The sequence below is a fragment of the Vibrio lamellibrachiae genome (assembly GCF_050337265.1).
Classification (GTDB): Bacteria; Pseudomonadota; Gammaproteobacteria; order Enterobacterales; family Vibrionaceae; genus Vibrio; species Vibrio kyushuensis.
In genome coordinates, this window is sequence record NZ_JAKJSU010000007.1 from 331,642 (window position 1) to 354,209 (window position 22,568).

Genomic DNA, 22,568 nt, shown 5'->3' on the forward strand with positions numbered 1-22,568 from the left:
CGGTTCAACCCAAAAGTGATAAAAAAGCCCGCAAAAAGCAGGCTATTCGGATTGGTACTATTCTATTCTCAACACTGGAAACTAGTGAACAGGTGCATCACTCTTCGCGTAGAACCAACACTAAAAACACCAATTCCTTAAAAAACAGCGACTTAATGTAAATCACCGCCTATTTAAGCCCTAAAATCATAGCAAAAACTACGATAAAAGCCGACTACATACGTCGAATGCCGCCATTTTTGTCGCCACTATTCGTAGCTTAGATGCTTCACATGCTTAGCCAAAACAAACTCTTGGTTTTTGTATTTTAGAGTAGGAAACGGCATCGCTAAGTAACATTCATAATTACAGCTGGTACAGATGTGGGGCCACTGAGCGGGATTGGCATCGATCACCGGTCTTTGAGTATCAACCCTGTACACTCCGTTGTTGCACTCGGCACATTCAAATTCGACTAATTCCGCTTGTATCGTTCTGGTTTTTATCACTTGAAGATTCTTTGAAGTTTTTCGGACAATGGGGTAATACAAAGTTTCCAAAGCCTTTTGAGGTCGATGTTAAATTTGTATAAGCGGTATGCCGCCATTCTACTTTTTATATGAATGTTCTGAAACATGAATAGTTGCTGAGTTACCTCTTCATTAGAACTGCACTTGAAGACTCTTCTGCTTAGTTGATATCTTTCCTGAACTATTGGGTTCGCCATAAACATCACTCCGTTTCGTCACTTCTTCCTTGATGTATCAGTTATATCAGTTTTTCAATTTTGAAAAAGTACGTGGCCTCTAGTTTTTGCTTCAACGCTTTATACCGTAAGGGTTTTACGCCGTTAAACGTGATCGTTAATTATTGCGTTAGATCCTTATAAAACATGACCAAATCTATCACGCACTATAAATATCAACAACTTACAACGATTAACGCGATCTTTCGAGATCGTTTAGAGTGGTTATTTTTTCAAAACAGATCATTGAGTGAAATTTTATTTGCCCGTTTTAAGGGCTGTTTCTGGTGTTCTAAGCGTATTTGAAAGCCCTTGTGGGCTAAGGCTTGGCGATATGTTTGAGCATATTGAGCGCCCCACTGAATTGCGCACACTCAAAAGTGCGAAAAAAGCGTTCAAAATACATCTCAGGCGGGTGTAGAGTTGCACGGAATTGGTGGTTGAGTCGGTCGATTGGGTGAGTAAGTCGACCTCTAACGAGTAATTTCATAATTACGTAATAGAAAGACTCGAACATCTAGTCCAAATTATGTTTAAAAACTCTAGCCAACAACGGGACCTTGTGGCACAATAGCTACATAAGCCGTTGTTTTACTTACATTTTTTTACATTTCATATATTGCCAGCATCCTAAATCTTATGTAGATTCATGGCCATGGTTAGGGAACGTTGACTAACCTGCTTGTTAAATTCATAAAATAGGACAATAAAATGTACTTACTAAATAGAAACACTATTAAATTATTTCTAACGCTAATGTTGGCAATAGCCAGTTCAGGTGCAGCAATGGCGAATACAGGCTGTTTCTCCTCAGATAGCGACGGGTCGCAATGGTTTAAACATGAAATAGTTCCTACGTCTCCAATCGTCATTGACTACAACACTAATAATTGGGACGACGTAGAGAAGTTTTCGCTAGATTTTGGTCACTATAATATTGAAGACGCAAGAAGCTTCTCGATTAGAGTCAAACTTAAAGAGCGTACAACCGAAGCGATGTCAATTTCTGGGAGATTAGAGGGCGAGAACGGTGCAAATGGTGGATCTAACAACGCTAATAGAGATGAACTTCTGATGCATCTAAATAGTGCTCGATATTTTGATCGTTTAGAAGATGGTAGACTTCTGCTTGGGCTAGGGCGCACCGATTCATATGAGGCGATCGAGGTTGTAAAATTCACAGCTGAGTTTTGTGGTGTAGCTATTCCTGATGCTGACGGCATACAGGTGAACGCAATAAATAATAATATTGGTGCTGGGAATGGTGAATTTAATATTCATTATATCGACAGCGACACTACCTATCGAGTAATCGCATCAGGAGAGGCTAGAGATGAGAATGACAACATTATTTCATCAGTGTCAGTCAATTATGTAGACCCTCGCGATCAACAGAATAAAACACTTCAACTAAACACCAACGAAGAGTTCTACATCAATACAAATGGAATAGTCTCACTGTATTACGCTATTGATTCGTTCGAAAATACAGGTGGTCACAATGTGAGATTTGAGCGCGTAAATTTAGACTAGAGTTTTGCTAATTAAACCTTTTATCTAATATTCATTAGCGAGTCAGTCAACTATCGACTGACTCATTTTGCATTCATCCAATCAATTCTGTGGTATTTATTATCGCTGAGTAACCTCATCCAACCGACTCTTAATTGCTTCACTATCCTCTCTATGCCCAGTGATAGCGCTAGCCTGATTGGGTACTTTGGTTGAATCAGGCCCAACTACTACCCCACCATGCGAATGGCTTGCCAGTGTGTCGGCTAGTTCTTTCACTACCTGCATCAATTCCGAGAGTAATATCAGCACGTTTTCTTCTTTTGAACCAATCCACGTTTTGGGTGCTTGCAGCCATTGATGTTCTGCTGCAATACTTCTTCGAACTTGGCCAATACTCTCAATGAGATCACCTGCCGTTGCGGTTTGCATGTTGCCTAAGCTTCCAAGGGTAATGTCATCACCAGCTAGTAGGTCGATTGCACCTAGTGCTTCAATGAGCTTCTTCCCTGTGATGTTTTCTTGGCTGTGTTCGCTTACATTCAACGTGTAGGATCCATAGTCACCTCGGTAATGTGTGGCTTCATCTAACTTGCGGTAAGCCTTTTGATTTTGCTGTTGGTCTGTCTGTTCGGTAGTGTTTCCTGCAGGGTCGATGCGCTTGCTTACTTCTTCACGCTGCTGCTGAAGTTGTTCACCTGGTTCTATTGTTGGTAGGGCAAATTCTCTGCCGTAAATGGCGCGAATGATGGGTAAATCATTACGACCATAAGCAAAAGCGATTTCAACAATACTGCCTTCGAGTGGGTAACCCAACATTCCTGCTTCATGGCCCACCATGGAGATCGGCAATGGAATGGATTTATACAGCGGCACTTTCGTGTCCACTTGCATGTTCTCGTTTAGCAGCTGAACATCTGCTGCATAGCGAGGGCGAAACGGGTCATTGATTTGACCAGCGGTTGATTCACCACGAACGGCTTTGATTTGCCCAAAGCGTGGAAGATGATGCCCGGCTGCCAGTTCTGGAAACTCTTTCACCATCTCTTTTTTCTGCGGGGTTTGCTCGGTTTGGCTTGCTTCCCATGTGGCTGACATCTCATCACCAATGAGGTCAAGGCGCTTCACTCGCTTGCCATTCACAATAGCGGCAGGTCGAAGCACTGGGAACGGTGCGAAACTGATGGTATTGCCCACTTGCTTAGTGGTGAGGTGTTCCGGTATTTGCACGTTCTTATTATGGAAGCGGCTATGCTCAAACGCGCCAATGTAGATGGATTGGTCGGTATTTTGAAACCAGATGAAATCGGGAATATTGAACGCTTTGCCAATTTGCTTCAGGCATTGATAGCCCGTGCCTTGGCTAGTGAAGTTTGGTATGCGTTTGTCGGTGTAGTTGGCATTGGCAGGTAAATCGCTTGGTAAGTTGAAGGTTAAACCCACCAAGTCAGAAAGAACGGCAATCACTTCGCGCATAGTGGCGTGTTCAACAGCAACAGGCCAACGCTTTGAAAGAATACAGCTGTGCTCTTTTACCAGTATTTTATGGCTACCGTTTGCGCTTGGGTACACCTTTTCAACGTACCCTTCAAACCATAGCTGAGTGTTTTCTTCATAGCCGATGTCAAAGCGAACATCATCAAACTGTTCTGGTGCAGTATCACTTTGATAGGTGAAATGGGCGCTACTTCCAAGGGAATGGTGCAAGCTGACTTTATTATCCGCCAACTTGGTTTCTTGCCCTGCTACGAATAAACGTTTGTTCAACTTCATTGCAGCACCTCTTCGGCATCTTTCAGGGCTTGTTTATGGGCGGTGTTTTCACTTTGCTGCGGTTGGCTCTGTTGGTTCTCTCGAATCTGTTTTTGCTCTGCGGCTGAACTGTATTCACGCAAAGAAAAGCTGATCACCCAAGCAAGCAATGAATCATGCTCGTTTGATTTTAAACTGCCATCAAATTTAACCTCGCGCACTTTATAGAGGCGCGTGTCACGGTTACCAATGCGAAACACTTTACGGTTGCCGTTATCGTCTTTTTGGCTCGACATGTCAGACAACGTGCTTAACCACTCTTCATCACGAAACGCCAAAATCCCCGACACATTAATCTTCACGCCCTTATCACCTTGCTCTGAAGAATCGGTTGATGACGCTTGACCGCTCATGTCTTTCGATTTGAACTCTTTGGTGCAGCCCACTTTCAGGTTTTTGAGTGGGATAATTTCCCCGTCTAAACTTAACATTTAGCCCCCTACGTTGAGCAGCTGTTCAAAAAAGGTCAGAGGATCATGGCTAAGCATCAAACTCATGATGGTGTGTTGATGGTTGTTTGGCATAGCGGTGTTTCGTAATTGGCTGGCAATGCTTTCTGGTGTTCCCGTGTACTTTTGCGCCCAAACACTGCCCTGCAAGTTTTTCAGCGCATTGATGTCAGCTTTTAGCCTGTCCATTGTGGCAGCTCGTTTACTGGCTAAGGCGGAAAGTTTACCGATCACATTGGTGGCATCACTGGCCAATGATTCAAGAGTGGCGATTTGCCCCGCTTGATGATGTTCATAATCGTGCAGTGGCATCGCGTTCACGGTTGCCATGGGTTTAAACCGTGGCTGAATGATAGGTGAAGGCACGTGCATTTTGTCACGTTCGTGCGTGGTGAGTGCTTTGGCTTGTCTGGCGGTTTGCATCCAATCAGGCAAGGCAAACACTTGGGTAATGGTGTTTAGGCTTGAAGCAAAGGCGTTTTTGTTGGTATCGCTTAACATCACCGCGATACAAACTAGCGGCTTATTAAGAATGATGTCTTTGTTTGGCCTATGGTGATCTAATTGGTCTCGAAGCTTTAGCGCCAATAGATTGCGAGCGTTATCAGGTGTTAAGTAATGCCCACTTTCCACACGTTGCCCCACTTCGTATTGATAAGGAGTGGCAGAAATCACCGTGCCTTGTTCAATCAAGGCTTCAAGATCATCACGCAGGCCAAGCAATGCCCCGGCTTCAACACTTAAGGGGTGACGCCCATAATTGGCATCACTTTCAAGAGGTGTTAACCGGCTTAATGCATTATTCATTTCAGTGCCGATTTGGTCGGTGACCGTTTCGGCACTGGTTTGAATGGTTTGGGCAGAGGTTGGCCACGTGATTAGGGTCATTGGATAGCCCAACTCGGTACATACGCTTCTAACGCTGCAAAATCATCAGCATCTTTCAATACCGTGATCTCTTGCTTCATTTCACGCATACGGGCATGAATATCAAAGCCACGTTCTACAATTGCATTATGAATGGCTTGCAGCTTGTTTTTATCGATTGGCTGATCATTATCTTCTGCATCCGTCCAGAAAGGTGGAATGAAGTCACTTGCTAACGTTGATTCAACTCTAGAACGCGCAGCTGGGTCAGCATCCCACTTGATACCATCAACAATCACATCATTAAGTTCACTTTGTTCTTCAATATCGCGCCAACGATTAATTTCTTCTCGTTTGGCTATATAAACTAATTCGGTTTGCTGAACCCACTTGTCAGTCACCCAAATAGAATATGGCAGTGGTATAAGTAAAGTATGTTCATCATCCACTAAGCTTTCGTCTTCAAACCCTTTGGGTTGCTGTGTTTGCTTGTTGTAGGCGGTGACTACTACAAACTTCTTAACAACCTCCCAAATCCCTTCTTCGTTAAATCGGCATTGCTCAGTCTGCTCGTCATGGTTCGGTAAGCCTTGCCATGTTGCTAACTGAGGTAATATGTAATCGTCGTAACCAGTTAACAGATAGACTTCTGCTTTCCCAGAGTAAACTCGATCATTTGGCGTGAAGTGATATGCTATTTTCATTACAACCATCCTCTGTGAATTTTGATGGAAAGGTTTGCTGTGTATGGGCGGTTTTCAGTTGCTGTTGGTACAACTCTTGAAATATCAAGTGACATTATTAGATTTCTATGTGATGGCCCACCCGTAGCCAAACCTGTTTGTTCTACCGTCCCTCGGATCGCTTCCGTCGCATCACTTCCCGTTGTTGTTGATAGAGTACTCCAAGTCCCAATAATATTTCTAATCGCATCACCCTGTGTTTCACTATGTGCAACACCACTCGGGTTACCACGAGTAAAATGGCCTAAATGATGATTTGGAACGGTGAACGTATTACCCCCATCTCCATCGCCAAAATACATTGCATATGTCATAGGGTCGCTATCTTTTGTGGCTTGGTCGATCACCAATCCTGTGAGCTGTGCATAATCCCATAATCGCTTATCAACCGTTCTTGATAGCTCTCCGCCTTTAGCATCAACCCAACCAAGTTTTACTCCTTCCATATGAAAAGGTACAACCATACCAGTCATGCTTTCCATCAAGTTCTTTCTATGGCCATTAACTCGCCAATCAACCACATCCCCTGCACCGTCAAGCCCTGCCAATCTGGCGACATAATGCTGAAAACCGTTCTCGTCGATATAGTCAGTAAGCGGTGTTGGTGAAACCTTAATTTCAACAATATTCACCCACTTAGATGTTGGGCTGCCGTCGCGGTGAACATCCACATAAATACCGTTTGGGTAAACGTTCGTAGATACAAGCAGCTCATCAGCTAATACCGCTCGAAGGCCGCCAATGTAAACCACCCCTGCTGAAACCAAATAACGGGTTGGGTCTGGTTGTCGCGTTACGTCATAACCATCTACGTATGCGGTGTGCCCATAGTTATCCAAGCAGGCTAAGCGGTGGTCTTCATCCATACCCATTAAACGGGCTGAATAATCAATCTGCCAAGTGGCAGCATCAATGGTGATATTGGCAATCTCAGCCGCGCCCAAATATTGGTGCATCAACGATTTGGTCACCGCTTGCCCTTCCAACTTGGTTTGGTCAACCGTGTGAACCACCATGCCACATGAAAGTGGTGTGGTTTTGTCGTGCATGTAAATTGCGTTGAAGGTGAATTCTGCCACATCATTGGCGATCACAACGGAATGCACCAAGGCGTTCGGGCCAAGTTTCCCAACCTGATCCATATCTTGCTGATACACCCACAACGCTGGGTCTGGTAAGCCTTGGTTTCGGTCAATCGGAACACCGGGGTCTAAGTCTGGAATATAGGCAAAAATCATCTCGTTCATGTCGGTCGGCTGACCCACAGCGATTTGATTTCGCATGTATGTTTCAAATTCTAGTGGAATGGCGGTTTGGGTCATTTGTCTAGTGCTCCCATTGCTGCTGAATAGATTTGTTGGCTGTGCATAATCGGCTGGGCTTTGGTTTCCACTTCCCCTTTCAGGTTGGGTTCGCCTGCCTCATACATGGCAAATACATGACCAAACTGACCATGGTTAGTAAATAATTGACCGGGGTAACTCACTTCAAAGCGGTAGCGTCGGCACGTTCGCCCGTATTGTTCAATTAAGGTTTGAACTAATTGGGCATCGTTGGCCATGTCGCTGTCGGTCAGTTCGATGGTGCAAACGTCCCATTGAACGGGGTCTTCACGTTCTTTGAAATCAATAATGCCCACATCGAGGCGTTCGAAGATACGAATAAACCCTGCCACGCTGCCTGCGTCTTTGGCGTTAATGGCGGCATACTTCACGCGCTTTCGGTAAAGCTCAATTGGCTCTTTTTCGAATCGAATAATGTCTCTATCCCACGCCAATACGTTGAGCAGTTTCACGCTACACGTTAGGGCATCGGCTTGGTTTAACGGGTAAAGCATCCACTGGTAAACACGTTCAAAGAAGGCTTGAACGCCAACGGTTAGAAAGTACGGTTCTTTCTTCTCATCGGGAATGGTTTCACCGTCTTGCCACCAAGGCAGCACAATCTTGAGCATTTTTGGAATGTTCACATTCATGCTTGCACCTCGGTCACGGTTAAGCTTTCAAGGCGTGGCTGCTCTAGGGCTGAAATGATGTCTTCTTGAATTTTCCCGTCCACGGTGAATTTCACTGATTCCACGGCATCCATGGCGGTATGAATTTCACTTCCGAGCTTTGAAAGAGAAAATCGGCTTTGCGGCTTGGTTCGCGTCATGGTTGGGTAAGCAGCTGACTCTCTGAATACGGCACGAATGCGGTTTTCTACTTCCAGTAGCGCATCGGTTCTCACGCTCTCTTCTTCCACTTTGGAAAGCACCACTTCAGCCAACACGGTCACGTTCTTATCAGCAATGGCTTTACAGGTCAGCACATCACCATGGCCGTGGTGACCATCGTCCATAATGTACTTATTCAGATCATCAAGAATGCTTTGAGGCGTTTGCCCTACTTCCATCAAAATGAAAGCGTCTGCGGTGCCCGGTGTAATGTGCCCCGTGTTTTGGAAATAGACGTTATCACTGCGAATGCCTGCCACGTTGGAAATAATGGTTCGATACACATCACCAATGTGCCAATCGCCTGAACTGGTGAAGGCGTTTTGAAGTCTTAACGCCAGTTCGTCGTCTTGCTCTTCATCGGCACCTAATGTGGTGATGTAGTTCGGTTGGTTCACGGCAGATTCAATGCCGCTGATTTCTACGGGGATCACGCTGTAATACCCTGCGGCAAGGTTGAACGCTTGCCCTTCAAATTCCGCTTCACACAACACATCACCTGTTAACTGCCCTGCGGCAATCACGGTTTCTTCCAGTACAAGCAGGCGATACACCACGCCATCAATCTCAGGGCTTTGAATGATTGAGCCTGCATCAATGGTGGTTTCATCGTCTGCGTTTAATTTGGTTAGGGTGATGTCACCTTGCATTTTTACTGCGGCTTTTGGTTCCACATCCAGTTCCCACGCTTTCAGGTCTAAACCCCAACGGGCTGCGGTTGCCACGTAAGCGTTTGGCAGAACATGAAGCGCCAACACGGTATTGATGAGGTAAAGAACGGGCGCAACCACGGCTGATTTTACCCAACGCCAAAATGGGCTCATGTCTGAGTCATTTGAAATGTCACTGCCTGCGGCTTCAACATCTTCTTCAAGCTGTTTGGTCAAGGCCTCTTCTGTGGTGGGAATGCCTTCTTGATTTAGAATGTCGACAAAATCAACTTGTGGGCGTTGGCTCATTCGGTCACCTCAATCTCTAAGTTTTCATCGTAGCCATAGGCTTCGGCAGTCAGTTGAATGCGAAGTGTGTCGTCGCTGTAGCCGTTAAGTTCTTGCGCATACGCGGTGCCCGGTACAACTCGATAATCTTCTTCGGCTTTCTTTTCTACTTGAACCAGAACGTCAGCGCGTAGGGTTGGGTTACGTTCGCCAACCAGTTCACGCGCAAGCCCTGATTCCATAATTCGGTGTTTAATGTCTTGGGCAATGCTGTAGAGATCACTTGCGGGTTCAGGTTGTTGGCCTGCGTCCATATTCCAAGCGCCTTCAATCACTTTGATGTCGATGTGCTTCTTATCCTGCATTCAACTCTCTCCACTCTTCCAATTGGTCAGGGGTCATAGCTTGCTCGGTGGTGATATTCACTTCACCAATGTGCGTTTGGCTACCTGCTGACGTTGGGCTTGTTGCCGTTAAGTTCTGCACCATTTGTGGCGGCAGCTGGGCATTGCTTTGCAGGTTGGTTGGCGCTATGAACTCATCAGCGTTTGGAATTGGTTTGCGTTCTACGCTTTGGGCCACGGTGGCGGCTTCTAACTCTGGCGAACCAGAAGAGGATAAATCGATATCGATGCCCGGTATCATGTTCAGTTTGTCGATCACCCAATCAATGGTGTCTGACAAGAACTTGAATACCGCGGTATCACCGAACGCGGCTTTTAGGTCGTCCCACCAGTACACAGCGGCTGCAATTCCTACCCCTAAAGCCAAGAAGAACCAACCAATCGGGGTAGCTAACAACGCAGTGCCTAACATATAGATACCGTTGACTAGCCCTAATGAAGCAAATCGAGTAGCAATCAAAACCGCTTTCAACACACCCAAAGTAACGCTGAAACCTCCACTCATCATCTGCCCGATACCCATGGCGAGCGATAAACCTGATACCACGCCACCCAGTGCCAAGGCACCAATAGCGGCATAGCCGAGCAGTTCTGTTAACCATGGGAATTGTTCTGTCCAACCTGATAGCCAAGCGATGCCATCGGCCAGTGAACCGACTAACGCATTAATGGAAGGAAGAATGGCCCCGAACACGGCAGCGCGAACGGCAAACCAAGAGGACTCAAGGCGCTCCCATTGGTCGGTCATTTTGGCGGCCATCATTTCGGCATGCCCAATGCCTTCTATGTCTCCAAGCTGATCAATCTGACTACCCAACTCACCAGTTTTATCTTTTAGGTTTTGAATTAACTTAACGGCTTCCCCTGAACCAAACGCATCTTTCAGAACTTTGAATTGTTGGTCATCACTCAAGTGACCTACTTGGTCTTCCAAGGTTTCTAGGATATCGACCATTGGTAGCATTTGCCCTGCGCTATCAAAGAAAGACACACCTAACTTGTCTTGTGCTTTAACTGCTCCAGATAAGAAAGCCGTGTATTTCGTGGCGGCTTCTCCACCTTCCATGCTTGCCCCAAGTGAGCCAAGAATTGCCATTTGTTCTTTCATGTCTACGCCAAATGCCGTAGCTGACGAACCCAAACGGCTAAACGCTTGTGACATTTTGTTGCCGTCTGTTTTGAACATTTCAACAGATTTGGCCGTCATTCCTGCCACTTGCGCAGCCCAATCAGATTTGCCCATATTGTCGGCTTGAGTCTGGAAAATGCCGTACATGGTGCCCATATAATTGGTAATGGTTGACGTATCTGCTTTTGTTGCGGCTGCTAGAATGGCTGAACTCTTAGTAATTCCCGATAAATCTTCGCCAGAGAGATCACCCATAGCTGATTTAATATCGTAAGAAGCGTTAACAAAATCCGTTGCTGATTTCCCATACTCGGCTGAAAAGTCTAATGCCGTTGCTGCTAGTTGGTCTAAGTCTTCTTGAACTACCCCAAGTGAAGCCACTTCGCCTAATTTTCTGTCCATTTCAATGGCTGGCATTAATGCGTTTTGAACGGCAAAGCCTGCGGCAACAATACCTGCTGTACCTGTTGCCACGTTCTGCAAGCCTTGCTTTCCCAAATCCGTGGCGGCGGTCATCTCTTTGGTGATACCTCGCAACGGTTTGGTGACCTGATCAACTAGGCTCATCTGCATTAACAGCTTTTCATTCATTGAAACGCTCGCTTATTTGCTACTGAATAGATTTCCCACTGCGTTTTGCACGGCCACTTCCATTCGTTTCTGTTCTCGTTTGTCTAGCCAAACGGCTCTGGCTAGGTTTTGTAAATCATCATCTTCATGGGGCAAGTAATATCGTCGCAGGGTGAACGCTTGCTCAATGCCGTTTTGGTCAAGTCGTTCAACCCGCTCGGTTAGTTTTTTAGCGTAATGGTGATGCCACCTTTGGCTTTATTGCTGACCGTTTGGTATAGCTCCATGATCAAACCCGGAACTGAATCTAACAGCAGAGCGAGGTTGTCTTTGTTTTCTGCATCGACACTTCTCATTAAGTAAGTTCGGGCAGGCACCACTTTGTTTTCCATCGTCATTTCGTTGATATAGTTATTGGCCGCCATCACATCAGGCGTGAAGATGAAATCAATGCCTGCGATTTCAGCTTTTACAGGTTCGGCAGTGAACAGTGGTTTACTCATGGTCTTGTCCTTTTGTGTTTGTTGGCTTACTTGCTTCATGCTGAGCGCGCCATTGAAAATATTCTTCTGGTTGAGCTGCGCATTCACTCAGCGCGGCTTTTAATTTGGGTATGTCTTCAGTGACCACTTCGGGCCAAGTGCCAAGAACGGTGGGTTTGTCACACGGAACGATTAACCCCGCAGGCGGCAGTTTCACAATCACGTGAGTTTCCACAGCTGTCGTTCTATCAGTAAGAACTTCGCAACCGCTCAGTAACATCAATGGGAATATCGCACTCAATGTTGTCCATTTGTTGTTCCAGCAGCTGAATTTCATCTCGTAACACCTTCTTGGCTTTTAAACTTTTCCGCTTGCGGTCTATCAGCAAACGGTTGATGTATTCATTATCAGCGGTGAGCGCATCAATGGTGGCTTGGCTGACTTGGTTGGCATTAAGGGCATTGGCCAGTTCTTGCTTGGTAGTTTCAAGCTTCGACTCTGCACTTTCTCGTTTTGCGTCTGCGGTGATCATTAATAGCCACAAGGCGAAAAACGCGATGGCAATCAGAGCGAAAGCCCCCCACTTCACCCACTTAATCGATATGAAGGCAGCGATCATGTTCAAGCCCTCTTCTGGTGATCAGTCCGGGCAGCTTCACGCCTCCGCCATACACCCACCTTGGCAATTGGTCACACGCGCTTTGGTAGTTACCTACTAAAATCAGCCGATAGATGGTGGTCATGCTGTGGTTTTTGTTTTTCCTAAAACGAGTGCAGCCTGTGTTGAAGGCGAACGAGGCGAACGCATCGAACTGGCCTTGAGTCATGGTTTTGCCACTGGATTGTTCGGCCTTGCGAACGCACTTTTCAGCGTGGGCAATGTTCTTCACCCAATCGATCGCCACTTGCTCATGGGTAATGGTTTCATCTGGTTCATGTATCGTGTTGCCAATGCCGTTGGTCACCAAACCTGCTGGGCAAACATAGGGGCTTAATCGGCACCCTTCGGCATTGCCAATAATCTCTAGGGCGATTGGGCTGACGCGCAGAGTGGTGATCACTTCGTTTTCAATCACTACTTCGCCAACGGGCTGCGCTTGGTTTAAGGCTGTACCGCCAGTGACTAAGCCAATAATGGCAGCAACAGAACAAACAATTTTTTTAGTCAGTTTCATTGATTGTCACTCCTTTTTCGGCAGCAATCTTTTGCATTTGGCGCTTGTGCCAAACGTTCAGAACGAGGGCAATCACACCGATCAGCAATGAAAGAATGAAATACCACTGCTCAAAGGTGAGTTTGCTCATGGTCATGCCAAGCAAGCTCATACAGTAGGCAATGGCGTTGGTCAGTTTGTCGAACCAATCTCGAATCATATAAGCCCCTTATCTGCCAACACTTGGCAATCTATGCAGTATTGGCAGCCTTCGCTTGCTTCTCTTCGCGCTAATGGGATTTGCTCGCCACACTCAAAGCAATCTTGGGCGCTCTCTTTCGCTTTTCTGTTTGCTTTGGCAAGTTGGGTCGCCAGTGCCACTTCTGTGAACTGGGATTCCAAGCCGCTTGCGTGGTCGAGTAAATCTGGCATCGTCTTTCCTTGTCTTTGCCTATCTGCTTTGGTTAACGCTTAAAGCAGATGGCGTGTGTCGGTTGCGCTAAGTACTGGCACGCCGTTGATTTTCACAAACAGTGGGCTTGTCACTAGGCCTTTGAGTTTCACCATGGATTTATCAGTGCTTGATGGGTCGATGTTGAGCAAGTCTTCAACCAGCCACTTCACCCCATAAAATTCACACTTCTGCTCTTCGTCACCCGTGTTGGCGTAACACATCAGATCATCCAGTGGTAAATCGCTGTAACTGCCTGCTTTTTTGGCGGCATCGTGAACCACGCGGTTAAACGTTTTTACATCAATTTCCGCTTCCACTTCACAGCTCATTGAACCTTGCGTGTATCCATCGGGCACACCACCTGACGTTGCAACTTCACTGCTGTTAGTGATGTTTGCCGTCAGCGTTCCAACGTGTACGAAGGCACCGAGTAAATTGGTATCAAAGCTGCGGCCTGAAATTCTTCGAGTGCTCATTATGCGTACTCCCCTTGTTTAAGGCTGATGGCAATCGTGATCTTCACTGGGCATTCATAAGGCTGAACGCTCATGTAAATTTCGACTTCTTCACTGGTCACCCACTTAATGGAAATGGAATCTTCATCTGGAGGATAGATTTCACCTGGTGTGCCTGTTAGGGCCATGCGTCGAAGGTCTTGCGAAAAGAAACTTTTGGCAGCCTCGGTTGATGCAGGCGTGGAATTGAAGGTGCGATCACCAATTCGGGCGATACCGCGAACACGAACAAAGCGAGCGGCTTTCATGGCCACGCGAATATGGCGAACATCGTGATAGTCACTCCCCGGAACTGACAATGTGTTACCTGTTGTCCAGTACTGCCCCGGATAATCTGGGTAATCCATAGGGCATGAGAATCGTGAGGCTTCAAGGGCTTTTAATTGGGATAGTTGTAGCGTATTGCCTGCTTTGTCAGTCATGAATGCGCTTCTTCCAAGCACACTGCCTGATTTTACTCGTGCAGGGGAATCAGCAATGCTCACTTCACCATTGGCAAGGCGGCCTGCGTATTTGCCAAGAGTATCGAGTTCTTCATGAACGTTAGGCACCACGGTGATGTATTCACTGGCAATGTCAGTAACAATGGCAACACAGGCCGCCACATATTCGTCCCACGTTTGCCCTGCTGACGGGTCGTTGTTGATTTTCGGTACGGCCATCATCACGAAGGTTTCGCGGCCAAGTACGTTCTTCAACTCATGGCGCAGCGCAATAGCATCTTCTAACATGGTTTTATCAGTGGCATCGTTGTTGATCACCATGCCTTCAAAGCTTGCTACCTCGTTGGCTTTTTTCACCGCGTCTTGCCAATTGTCGCCTTGGTCTAAAATGAGTACGCCTGCCGTCCAGTTCTGTTTGGCGTTCAATTGGGCTGCTTCACACACAGCTAGGTATTCCGGGGCAGCTTTATCGAGTACTTCATCAAGCTTGGTGGTTGAATCGACTAGGTAAAGCGGGCGGTTTTCACCTGTGACCGTTCCGTAACCGACAAACAGGAAGCGATTGTCTATCGTAGGAAGCGGCCCATTCATAAGGTCTTCAATTTTTATGGTAACGGTTGGCCATGCCATGGTTACTACTCCTGTTTGGGTTTGCTTATTTACTTATTTCTTATTTCGTTTCAGTTCGCGCTTAATCATCATTGCCACTCGTTTGGGGCTAATGCCGATCAGCTGTCGTTCTGGTCTTCCTACTTGCCAATCACGTGCTGGGCTTTTGTTTTCCAGCGCTTGAATCCTTTTTGCCGCTTCGCCAAGGGTCATATGTTCGGTTACCCATTTGAGTGTTGGCTTTCTGCCTCGTTTCTGTCGCCCTTCTGGCTCTAACCTAAACCCAAGATCACGCAGCTGTTTGGCTTGGTCACGGGTCGCTTTGTCATCTTTACTTGGCTCTTTGTCTCGTTTGGCTTGACGCTTTCGCTTACTCAAACCACTTTTTTCGGCAATGCCTCTGTGATGCTGAGCAGCAACAATGCCCCTTGCGCTTGGCCAACCAACGAACAAATCACGGTTGCTGTTTCGTTGAAAATGTTTGACCTTTCTGGTGAACCCTAGAAGTATTTTCTTACGACCTTTTTTTCGTTTTTTCCAAGCTGTTCCGTCTGGGTTCTTTTGCGCTCGAATGTTCTTTTTGGTCTGCTTGCTGATGGCAGCGCCTAATTTCTTCAGCAGGCGAAAACGGGTTTTCTTGTCGAGCATCAGCAAATCAATTTGCTCTTTGGCTCTTAGAAAGCTGCGTTCGTCAGCGTTAACTTGGAGCATGGCCAATCACTTTGTCTTTTAAGATCACAACGTCACGCAGTTTGGTTGCTGTCCATATGTCGTATTCTTCAATTCGGTACTGTTTGCCACGCCAGTGAATTGGCCCTTGTGGGTCTTCAATCACTTTAACGGGTTCTTCAAAGACGATTTCAATCAACACTTCTGCGCTGTCGCTATCACTGATATTCACATCGGTTTCAGGATCACCCAGGTCGCTTAGCTGCTCATCGCGGTCTTGGTCGTTATCCATTAACCAAGCGGCTACATTGGCGAACAAAATTGCAGGGCTGTATTGCTGAAAGGGCAAGCGTTCTATGTAAAGTTCTGCGGTGTAGCGCTGAATCATCAACTGCATGCATTGGTTGCCCATGTTTTTGGGCGTGAGTATCAACTGCACGTTGGTCATTTCTGCCGTCAGCCGCTTAGAAATCCGCTCACCTAATCGCGCTTTCAAAAATTCAGTTAGGTCACGCAACTTGTAGCCTTCTTCGTATTGGGTGATTTCATCTTGCTGGCTCATATAAGCGCCACGCTTGAACGGCCTTTGCCGTACATGTTGCGAATAATACGAGTACATTCAGAAAGCAGTTCTTCTTTGGTTTCTGGGGCACGTTCGGCTAGGTTGTCACCCTCTTTGCGTGTGGTGACGGTTGAGAAATCTGGCAGTAAGTCGGCTTTGGCTCTGGCGAATACAGCGGCTTCGTATTGAATGACGACTTGGTTTTTCAAATCGATCATTGGATAAGCCGGTATGTCTGCGGCTTTATCATGCCCAAGGTCGATGTATTTTTGTTTGAGGTCTTCTAAATCGATGTTGCACGATGAAATGGCGTTCGCTAGGGCAATGGCAATGCGTTCTTGGTCTTGGGCAGGCGGTGTGCCGCGTCTGCGTTCGAAATCACCCGCGTTCATATCAGGCCAAAACCCATCATTGGTAATGACGGTGTCTTGATAGTCTTTGGTTCCACCTGTGAACATTGCCGTTTCCTTATGCTTGAATAAAAAGCCTCTAGCCACTGGGTCGATGGGTTAACAACTTGCTTTCTCTTAGAAAAGTTAAAAAGCGGTTGCACCCTCGCCAGCCGAGGCCGACGGCGTAGGAGTCAGTAAAACTCTTAGAGGTTTGTCCCCTCTTCCAAAGCGCGAATACGGGCTTTGATATCTTTTAATTTGGTGCCAACACCCGCTTTCGGGTTTTTGTTTTCAGCTTTAATCAGCAGGGCTTGTGCTTTTTGAAGTGTTTCTACTTCACCCACATGACTGGCTTTCACATCACCCTCTTCATTGGTGATCAGTGCGTAGCCTGCGAACTTTAGCCATTTGGCGTGCAGCTTTTCATTCACTACCCATGTGCTTTCAATCTTCTCAAGCACATCAGAGAAATACGGTTCAACGCTGTTGCCTGACGATTGGGTTTGCTCTGCCCATTCCAAAACGGCATCAGCACACACTTCTGGCCACTTGCGTTTGAAGTTGTCTGGGGTTGGTATGCCTTTTTCGATGGCGGTTACACACCAATCAATGGCAAGTCCAAGTTCTTCTACATCAAACAACCAAACAATCAGATCACTGAACATTGGGTTTTGATACGTTTCGTCGGCTTCCAAATAGGCTTCAACCATTGGCTGATACTTGGGAATAAGTACCGAGCGTTTGTGTTCTATTTTCTGAGCTCTAGAATCAAACTCTTTGAGTGCCAGTTTGTCTTGTTCAAACTCCACTAGTGCTATGTGTAAGCTGTCGGCAGAAGCCGCAAGCACAGGGCTTGCAGCATCTGATTGGTCAGCCGTGGGTTCATTGCGAGCCACTCGAAGTAAGATGGCATCACGTTGTCGTTTCAGTGGGCTTCCCATGACTTACTCCTAAGGTGTTGGCTCAATGACGGTGACCGTTTCAATGGCTGCGAACTTCTTCAAGTTCCCCACCGCATAGCCTTCCATACGAATGTGGTTTTGAACAAAACGAAGTTCGTCATCATCATTTTTTTGGCGACGTTGCTGAGTACCTTGCTGGGTCAGAATTTGCAGGTTCTTTAAGGTAGTTACCCACAATTGCGTGCCTTTGAAAAACGGTGGCGTATACGCTTTACGGCCTGCAATGGTTTTAGCCAAAGACTGAGCCGCTTTGTGCTCGGTTGGTTTGTCTGCAGATTCAAGCAAGCGATGCTGCTCAGCAGACACAAGATCATGGCCGACAAGCACAACAAGGTCAGAGTCATTGACGTGTTCAGGAGCGATGGTGGTGTTAATCAAGTCTTGAACTAACGAGTCTAAGTTCTTGTATGAGTTAGCTGTCACACCCGAAGGATCGAGATCTGCAGATGCTAATACTTGAGCTGCTGCTTTCTCTTTAACAATGGTTAACCATCCCTTGTTAACGTCTTGCCCTAATGGATTAGCAATGGGGTTTGTGGTTGCGGCGATTGATGTACCGTTAAAACCAACTCGCAGCATATCGAGAGCAAACCGACGAGAAATGGCATTTTGCATCATTTTTAGCCATTCGCCTTTGCCACCTGAGTTCGCCCACTGGGTCATGGTTTCCCATAAGATGTGCGCACCCGAATCTGTTTTGGTGAGTTCGTAAGTATTTCCACTTTGTCCCATTTCGGTACTGAAGCGCCCCGTTGCCGCTCGACCAGTGGAAAGCGCATCGTCACCCACATCGACCACTTGACCTTTGATTTGCAGAACAGGCAGCAACGAGACCATGCCAAGGAACGCATGCGAATGCATGATTGCTTGGCGCAGCTTGGTTTCCATTGGTGGCGTAATATTGAAGGCTTTAGCGCCAGCCGTTGCACCTGCTGCTTCTACAGTTGCCGTGCAAAACTCTTGAAGGTATTTGGTAGAAATTGCATTTAACATTTAAAATACCCCTTTGCTTGAGAATGTTTCGCTATTGCCCGATGCGTCTGGGCGTTGGTCTGGTGCTTCACCGTTCGCGAGGGCATTGAATTTAGTTTCAAGCTCTGCCAGTTTTTCGGTTACAGACGTTAACTGCTCGGTTAGTTCAGCAGAGAACTGTTCAACCGTTGCGCCTTCTGGTTTCACTTCTGGCGATGTCGATTCACCACGTTCTTGCTGAGAGAACTCTTGTTTAAGTTCGTCCGTCAGCTCTTGTTTTAGCTCGCCTTTGAAAACGCTAAACTGCGCTTGCAAGGCTGCCTTGAGTTGCTCTTCGGTCACATCGGTGTCCTCTGCTATTGATGGAGTTTCTGGCTCTTCATCGCCAGAAGAGAAAAAGTCGTTGAAGGCCGCGAAAAAACGGTCTTTACGGGTAAAGCATTCATCTAGGTCTAATTCTTCTAAATGACTGCATTCGAGTTTTGTGGTGTTGCCTTCTTGGCTTGAAAATTCGAGGATTGAAGTACCAGAAGAAGCTGGGGAGTCAGTCACAGCTAGGCCCTTCAAGTAACATCGCCCCTCGCCCCGATAGTCGAGAATGAGTTCAACAGAAGTGAATAACTTCTGACCGAGTTTATTTGCATCCAGTAAAAATTGGTTTGGCTGTAGCTTAGCGAGCAAGCGCTTTTTGCCATCTATATCTTCAGCTTTTAGCTCAACGACTCGCCCCCAGTTATCTCCGAAACCACCGAAACGTCGGTGTTCAGGCCAAATCATTGCGATTCGTTCCTTTTCGGAATAGTTTCCCGCTGCCTGCTCTAGCCACTCACCTTCAATCTTTCGCCCATCAATCGTTGGCCCTTCGGTAGCAATAATCTTCCAATCACTGATTTTTGGCATTGGGATACCTATCCTTTACCTTTCGCATTAAAGCTAAATTGCTATTCAAATCGTTCGTGTAAAGCAAACATACGCTTATAAATGGTGCGTTTCACTGGGTTTTGTTCGGGTCAATTCGGATATAAGTCAAAACCGAATTGGTCAGAACTTTTCCTTGTGAATGAGTGTGTTATCAGAGCGTATAGTGCGTTTATGGCATATTCAGAACTCACTATAGAGGGCGCGAAACAGCTTTATGTTCGCGGTGTTCCTCCTAAAGAAATTGCACAGCAGCTTGAGATAAACAGCGAGCGCATTATTTACACTTGGGCGAAAAAGCACGGGTGGGCGCTGTTGCTTGATGAGCTTTCGATTGAACAGATGGTTAACCGTCGATTGGCGGTGTTGATTGATAAGGATGAGAAAACCGATCAGCAGTTAAAGGAACTCGACAGGCTTGTTGATCACCATGTTCGTTTGCTTAAAGCCAATGCTGAAGCCAAAGCCAAGGTTGAACGAACTGCCCAACGCGATTTTGATGAGCCAAGCAGTCAAAACAATAGCCGTGAAGGCAATAAAGGCCGTAACCGTTCTGGCAATAAGCGCAAAAGTAATAAGAAGATAAAGAACAACATCAACGAGCTCACGGAGGAGAGCTTTGCTGATTGGCACAATTCGCTTTATGCCTTCCAAAAGGTAATGCGCGAAAACCTTCATCAGCGTATTCGTAATATTTTAAAGTCTCGCCAAATTGGTGCGACTTACTATTTTTCAGGTGAAGCATTAGAGAACGCGATCCTAACTGGTGACGATCAGCTGTTTCTTTCGGCTTCTCGCGCTCAAGCTGAGGTTTTCCGCACTTACATTATTAAGATCGCCAAAGAGTTTTGGGACATTGAATTAACAGGTAACCCAATCGTTCTTTCAAATGGCGCTCACCTTCGCTTCCTTTCTACCAATGGCAAAACGGCCCAATCGTATTCTGGCCACCTTTATACTGATGAATATTTCTGGATAGGCAATTTTGCAGAAGTTAAGAAAGTCTCTTCTGCTATTGCCACGCACAGCAAATGGCGCAGAACGTACTTTTCCACCCCATCGAGTAAAACCCACCCGGCTTACACGTTTTGGACGGGCGACGAGTGGAAGAACGGTAAAGAGACTCGTAAGAATATTGAGTTTCCAACCTTCGATGAATTTCGAGATGGCGGCAGAGTTTGCCCTGATAAGCAATGGCGTTACGTCGTCACGATGGAAGATGCGGTCAAACTTGGGTTTGATTTAGCGAATATTGAAGATCTTCGCGATGAGTACAGCGAAGCAGATTTCAAAAACTTGTTTATGTGCATCTTTGTTGATGGCGCAAATTCTATCTTCGCCTTTAACAAGGTCACCAAGTGCATGGTGGAATCGGCACATTGGCAAGATTTCAAACCGAAATCGAAACGTCCTTTTGGCAACCGTGAAGTGTGGCTGGGCTATGACCCATCACGAACCCGTGATAATGCGTGTTTGGTTGTGGTTGCTCCACCCGCTTTACCCGGTGAAAAATTCCGTGTGCTTGAAAAGCATTATTGGAAGGGGCTGAACTTTCAGTATCAAGCCAAGCAAATTGGTGAAGTGTTCAAGCGTTACAACGTGAGTTACTTAGGCGTTGATGTCACGGGCATTGGTAAAGGTGTGTTTGATTTATTGAAGAAGCAGCACCCACGTGAAGCGGTTGATATTCATTATTCTCTGGAAAATAAAAACCGCCTGGTTATGAAGATGATTGATGTGATCGACGATGGCCGTTTGCAGTTTGATGCCGAACACAACGATATGGCCATGGCGTTTATGGCCATTAAGCGAGTAGCGACAAATTCAGGCAACAGCATGACATTCAAAGCAGACCGCAGTGAATTGGTGGGTCATGCTGATGCGTTTTGGGCGTTGTCTCATGCACTTTTGAATGAACCTTTAGATCACGCAAACCCGACGAAATCAAAATACGTTTTTGGCTCTCACTAATTGAGTGCGAATAAGCGCAATAACAATGGACAGCAAGATGACTGAATTAACGACAACAGATGAGCACAAACAGACGGAAAGCAGCGAAAGCAAATCGACGTGCTTTTCGTTTGATAACCCACAGGTGATTGATTCGTCGTCTTGGCTGACGAATTATTGTGAACTGTTTTATAACGATATGGATGATTACTGGGAACCCCCTATTTCGTTAAAGGGACTTGCTGATATTTCCAACACGAATGGGCACCATGGTTCGCTGTTAAAAGCGCGTTCTAATTATGTGTCTGGTCGGTTTGTTCAAGGTGGCGGCATGTCACCTGATCAGGTTAACCGCGCCAGTTGGGATTATTTCGGCTTTGGTCATTTTGGTTTTCTTAAAATTCGCAACCGGCTCGGTACGGTGATTGGTTTAGCGCCCTTGCCAATGATGCACATGCGAAAGCGTAAGAACGGTGACTTTGTGCAGCTGCTTCGTGATAACGAGCAAAAGGTGTTTAAAGCGAATGATGTGATTTTTGCAGGCCAGTATGACCCGCAACAGCAAATTTATGGTTTGCCTGATTATTTGGGCAGTTTACAAAGTGCTTTGCTCAATCAAGATGCCACCTTGTTTCGTCGCGCTTATTACAAAAATGGCGCTCATATGGGTTACATCTTCTACACCACTGACCCGAACTTGAGTGATGAAGATGACGAACGTATGCAAGAGGCGCTGAAAGGGGCCAAAGGCCCCGGCAATTTCCGTTCGATGTACATCAATATCCCTGGTGGTAAAGAGAAAGGTGTTCAGATTATTCCCGTGGGGGACATTGCCACTAAAGATGATTTTGAACGGGTGAAGAACATCACCACACAAGACGTGTTTGCAGGGCATCGTTTTCCAGCAGGAATGGGCGGCATGATGCCACAAGTGGGTGCGAACATGCCCGACCCTATTAAGGTCAGCACTGTTTACGATAAATATGAAGTTGTACCCGTGTGTGAGGTGTTTATGCGAGCGGTGAACAATGACCCTGAAATACCCAAACACCTGCATTTGGAGTTTGATACGGTTGTTGGGTATGACGAGTGACGACTATCAAGGTATATATACTTGTGTTG

27 protein-coding genes are annotated in these 22,568 nt (G+C 46.3%); 3 read left to right on the forward strand and 24 right to left on the reverse strand.

Features of this window, described 5'->3' with window-relative positions:
• Positions 1-1,435 precede the first annotated feature (1,435 nt).
• Positions 1,436-2,257, forward strand: coding sequence for a hypothetical protein (locus L4C54_RS12790; RefSeq protein ID WP_428808499.1), 822 nt, complete (start codon positions 1,436-1,438; stop codon positions 2,255-2,257).
• A 99-nt stretch (positions 2,258-2,356) separates the two neighbouring features.
• Here the strand turns inward: L4C54_RS12790 and L4C54_RS12795 are convergent, their stop codons facing one another.
• From L4C54_RS12795 to L4C54_RS12910, 24 genes are all read right to left on the reverse strand, one after another.
• On the reverse strand, positions 2,357-4,009 hold the full coding sequence (locus L4C54_RS12795; protein ID WP_428808500.1) for a hypothetical protein: 1,653 nt from the start codon (positions 4,007-4,009) through the stop codon (positions 2,357-2,359).
• The gene (locus L4C54_RS12800; RefSeq protein WP_428808501.1) at positions 4,006-4,479 is read right to left on the reverse strand and encodes a baseplate complex protein; all 474 of its coding nucleotides are present in this window, start codon (positions 4,477-4,479) and stop codon (positions 4,006-4,008) included. Before L4C54_RS12800 ends, L4C54_RS12795 begins: the two co-directional genes overlap by 4 nt.
• A complete protein-coding gene (locus L4C54_RS12805; protein ID WP_428808502.1) occupies positions 4,480-5,385 on the reverse strand; it encodes a hypothetical protein in 906 nt (301 codons plus the stop codon). It lies immediately after the preceding gene.
• On the reverse strand, positions 5,382-6,068 hold the full coding sequence (locus L4C54_RS12810; RefSeq protein WP_428808503.1) for a DUF4376 domain-containing protein: 687 nt from the start codon (positions 6,066-6,068) through the stop codon (positions 5,382-5,384). Before L4C54_RS12810 ends, L4C54_RS12805 begins: the two co-directional genes overlap by 4 nt.
• Positions 6,068-7,429: a phage tail-collar fiber domain-containing protein gene (locus L4C54_RS12815; protein WP_428808504.1), complete on the reverse strand. Its 1,362-nt coding sequence runs from the start codon at positions 7,427-7,429 to the stop codon at positions 6,068-6,070. Before L4C54_RS12815 ends, L4C54_RS12810 begins: the two co-directional genes overlap by 1 nt.
• Complete coding sequence (locus L4C54_RS12820; RefSeq protein ID WP_428808505.1) at positions 7,426-8,082, reverse strand: phage tail protein; 657 nt, start codon at positions 8,080-8,082, stop codon at positions 7,426-7,428. Before L4C54_RS12820 ends, L4C54_RS12815 begins: the two co-directional genes overlap by 4 nt.
• Entirely contained in the window at positions 8,079-9,281 is a 1,203-nt protein-coding gene (locus tag L4C54_RS12825) for a baseplate J/gp47 family protein (RefSeq protein ID WP_428808506.1), read from the reverse strand. The genes L4C54_RS12820 and L4C54_RS12825 overlap by 4 nt, the downstream gene beginning before the upstream one ends.
• A complete protein-coding gene (locus L4C54_RS12830; RefSeq protein ID WP_428808507.1) occupies positions 9,278-9,625 on the reverse strand; it encodes a DUF2590 family protein in 348 nt (115 codons plus the stop codon). Before L4C54_RS12830 ends, L4C54_RS12825 begins: the two co-directional genes overlap by 4 nt.
• Complete coding sequence (locus tag L4C54_RS12835; protein WP_428808508.1) at positions 9,615-11,384, reverse strand: phage tail tape measure protein; 1,770 nt, start codon at positions 11,382-11,384, stop codon at positions 9,615-9,617. Before L4C54_RS12835 ends, L4C54_RS12830 begins: the two co-directional genes overlap by 11 nt.
• 12 nt (positions 11,385-11,396) lie before the next feature.
• On the reverse strand, positions 11,397-11,552 hold the full coding sequence (locus tag L4C54_RS12840; protein ID WP_428808583.1) for a DUF6890 family protein: 156 nt from the start codon (positions 11,550-11,552) through the stop codon (positions 11,397-11,399).
• Positions 11,553-11,584: 32 nt separating this feature from the next.
• Positions 11,585-11,866, reverse strand: a complete 282-nt coding sequence (locus tag L4C54_RS12845; protein ID WP_428808509.1) for a putative phage tail assembly chaperone — start codon at positions 11,864-11,866, stop codon at positions 11,585-11,587.
• Complete coding sequence (gene lysC, locus L4C54_RS12850; RefSeq protein ID WP_428800506.1) at positions 11,859-12,068, reverse strand: Rz1-like lysis system protein LysC; 210 nt, start codon at positions 12,066-12,068, stop codon at positions 11,859-11,861. Before lysC ends, L4C54_RS12845 begins: the two co-directional genes overlap by 8 nt.
• A 25-nt stretch (positions 12,069-12,093) precedes the next feature.
• A complete protein-coding gene (locus L4C54_RS12855) occupies positions 12,094-12,465 on the reverse strand; it encodes a hypothetical protein (protein ID WP_428808510.1) in 372 nt (123 codons plus the stop codon).
• Positions 12,440-13,021, reverse strand: coding sequence for a lysozyme (locus L4C54_RS12860; RefSeq protein ID WP_428808511.1), 582 nt, complete (start codon positions 13,019-13,021; stop codon positions 12,440-12,442). The genes L4C54_RS12855 and L4C54_RS12860 overlap by 26 nt, the downstream gene beginning before the upstream one ends.
• Positions 13,008-13,220 carry a hypothetical protein gene (locus tag L4C54_RS12865; RefSeq protein ID WP_428808512.1) on the reverse strand — a complete coding sequence of 71 codons (213 nt, stop codon included), beginning with the start codon at positions 13,218-13,220 and terminating at the stop codon, positions 13,008-13,010. The genes L4C54_RS12860 and L4C54_RS12865 overlap by 14 nt, the downstream gene beginning before the upstream one ends.
• The gene (locus L4C54_RS12870) at positions 13,217-13,432 is read right to left on the reverse strand and encodes a TraR/DksA C4-type zinc finger protein (RefSeq protein WP_428808513.1); all 216 of its coding nucleotides are present in this window, start codon (positions 13,430-13,432) and stop codon (positions 13,217-13,219) included. The genes L4C54_RS12865 and L4C54_RS12870 overlap by 4 nt, the downstream gene beginning before the upstream one ends.
• Positions 13,433-13,471: 39 nt before the next feature.
• Complete coding sequence (locus L4C54_RS12875) at positions 13,472-13,930, reverse strand: phage protein (RefSeq protein WP_428808514.1); 459 nt, start codon at positions 13,928-13,930, stop codon at positions 13,472-13,474.
• On the reverse strand, positions 13,930-15,042 hold the full coding sequence (locus L4C54_RS12880) for a DUF2586 domain-containing protein (RefSeq protein ID WP_428808515.1): 1,113 nt from the start codon (positions 15,040-15,042) through the stop codon (positions 13,930-13,932). The genes L4C54_RS12875 and L4C54_RS12880 overlap by 1 nt, the downstream gene beginning before the upstream one ends.
• A 33-nt stretch (positions 15,043-15,075) precedes the next feature.
• Positions 15,076-15,732, reverse strand: coding sequence for a phage virion morphogenesis protein (locus L4C54_RS12885; RefSeq protein ID WP_428808516.1), 657 nt, complete (start codon positions 15,730-15,732; stop codon positions 15,076-15,078).
• Complete coding sequence (locus tag L4C54_RS12890; protein WP_428800514.1) at positions 15,719-16,252, reverse strand: phage tail protein; 534 nt, start codon at positions 16,250-16,252, stop codon at positions 15,719-15,721. Before L4C54_RS12890 ends, L4C54_RS12885 begins: the two co-directional genes overlap by 14 nt.
• Entirely contained in the window at positions 16,249-16,710 is a 462-nt protein-coding gene (locus L4C54_RS12895) for a head completion/stabilization protein (RefSeq protein WP_428800515.1), read from the reverse strand. The genes L4C54_RS12890 and L4C54_RS12895 overlap by 4 nt, the downstream gene beginning before the upstream one ends.
• 137 nt (positions 16,711-16,847) lie before the next feature.
• The gene (gene gpM / locus L4C54_RS12900; protein WP_428800516.1) at positions 16,848-17,585 is read right to left on the reverse strand and encodes a phage terminase small subunit; all 738 of its coding nucleotides are present in this window, start codon (positions 17,583-17,585) and stop codon (positions 16,848-16,850) included.
• 9 nt (positions 17,586-17,594) lie between these two features.
• Positions 17,595-18,599, reverse strand: coding sequence for a phage major capsid protein, P2 family (locus L4C54_RS12905; RefSeq protein ID WP_428800517.1), 1,005 nt, complete (start codon positions 18,597-18,599; stop codon positions 17,595-17,597).
• Complete coding sequence (locus L4C54_RS12910; RefSeq protein WP_428800518.1) at positions 18,600-19,478, reverse strand: GPO family capsid scaffolding protein; 879 nt, start codon at positions 19,476-19,478, stop codon at positions 18,600-18,602.
• Positions 19,479-19,670: 192 nt separating this feature from the next.
• Between L4C54_RS12910 and L4C54_RS12915 the strand changes: the two genes are divergently transcribed.
• On the forward strand, positions 19,671-21,467 hold the full coding sequence (locus L4C54_RS12915) for a terminase large subunit domain-containing protein (RefSeq protein ID WP_428800519.1): 1,797 nt from the start codon (positions 19,671-19,673) through the stop codon (positions 21,465-21,467).
• 37 nt (positions 21,468-21,504) lie between these two features.
• Positions 21,505-22,539: a phage portal protein gene (locus L4C54_RS12920; protein WP_428808517.1), complete on the forward strand. Its 1,035-nt coding sequence runs from the start codon at positions 21,505-21,507 to the stop codon at positions 22,537-22,539.
• Positions 22,540-22,568: the final 29 nt, after the last annotated feature.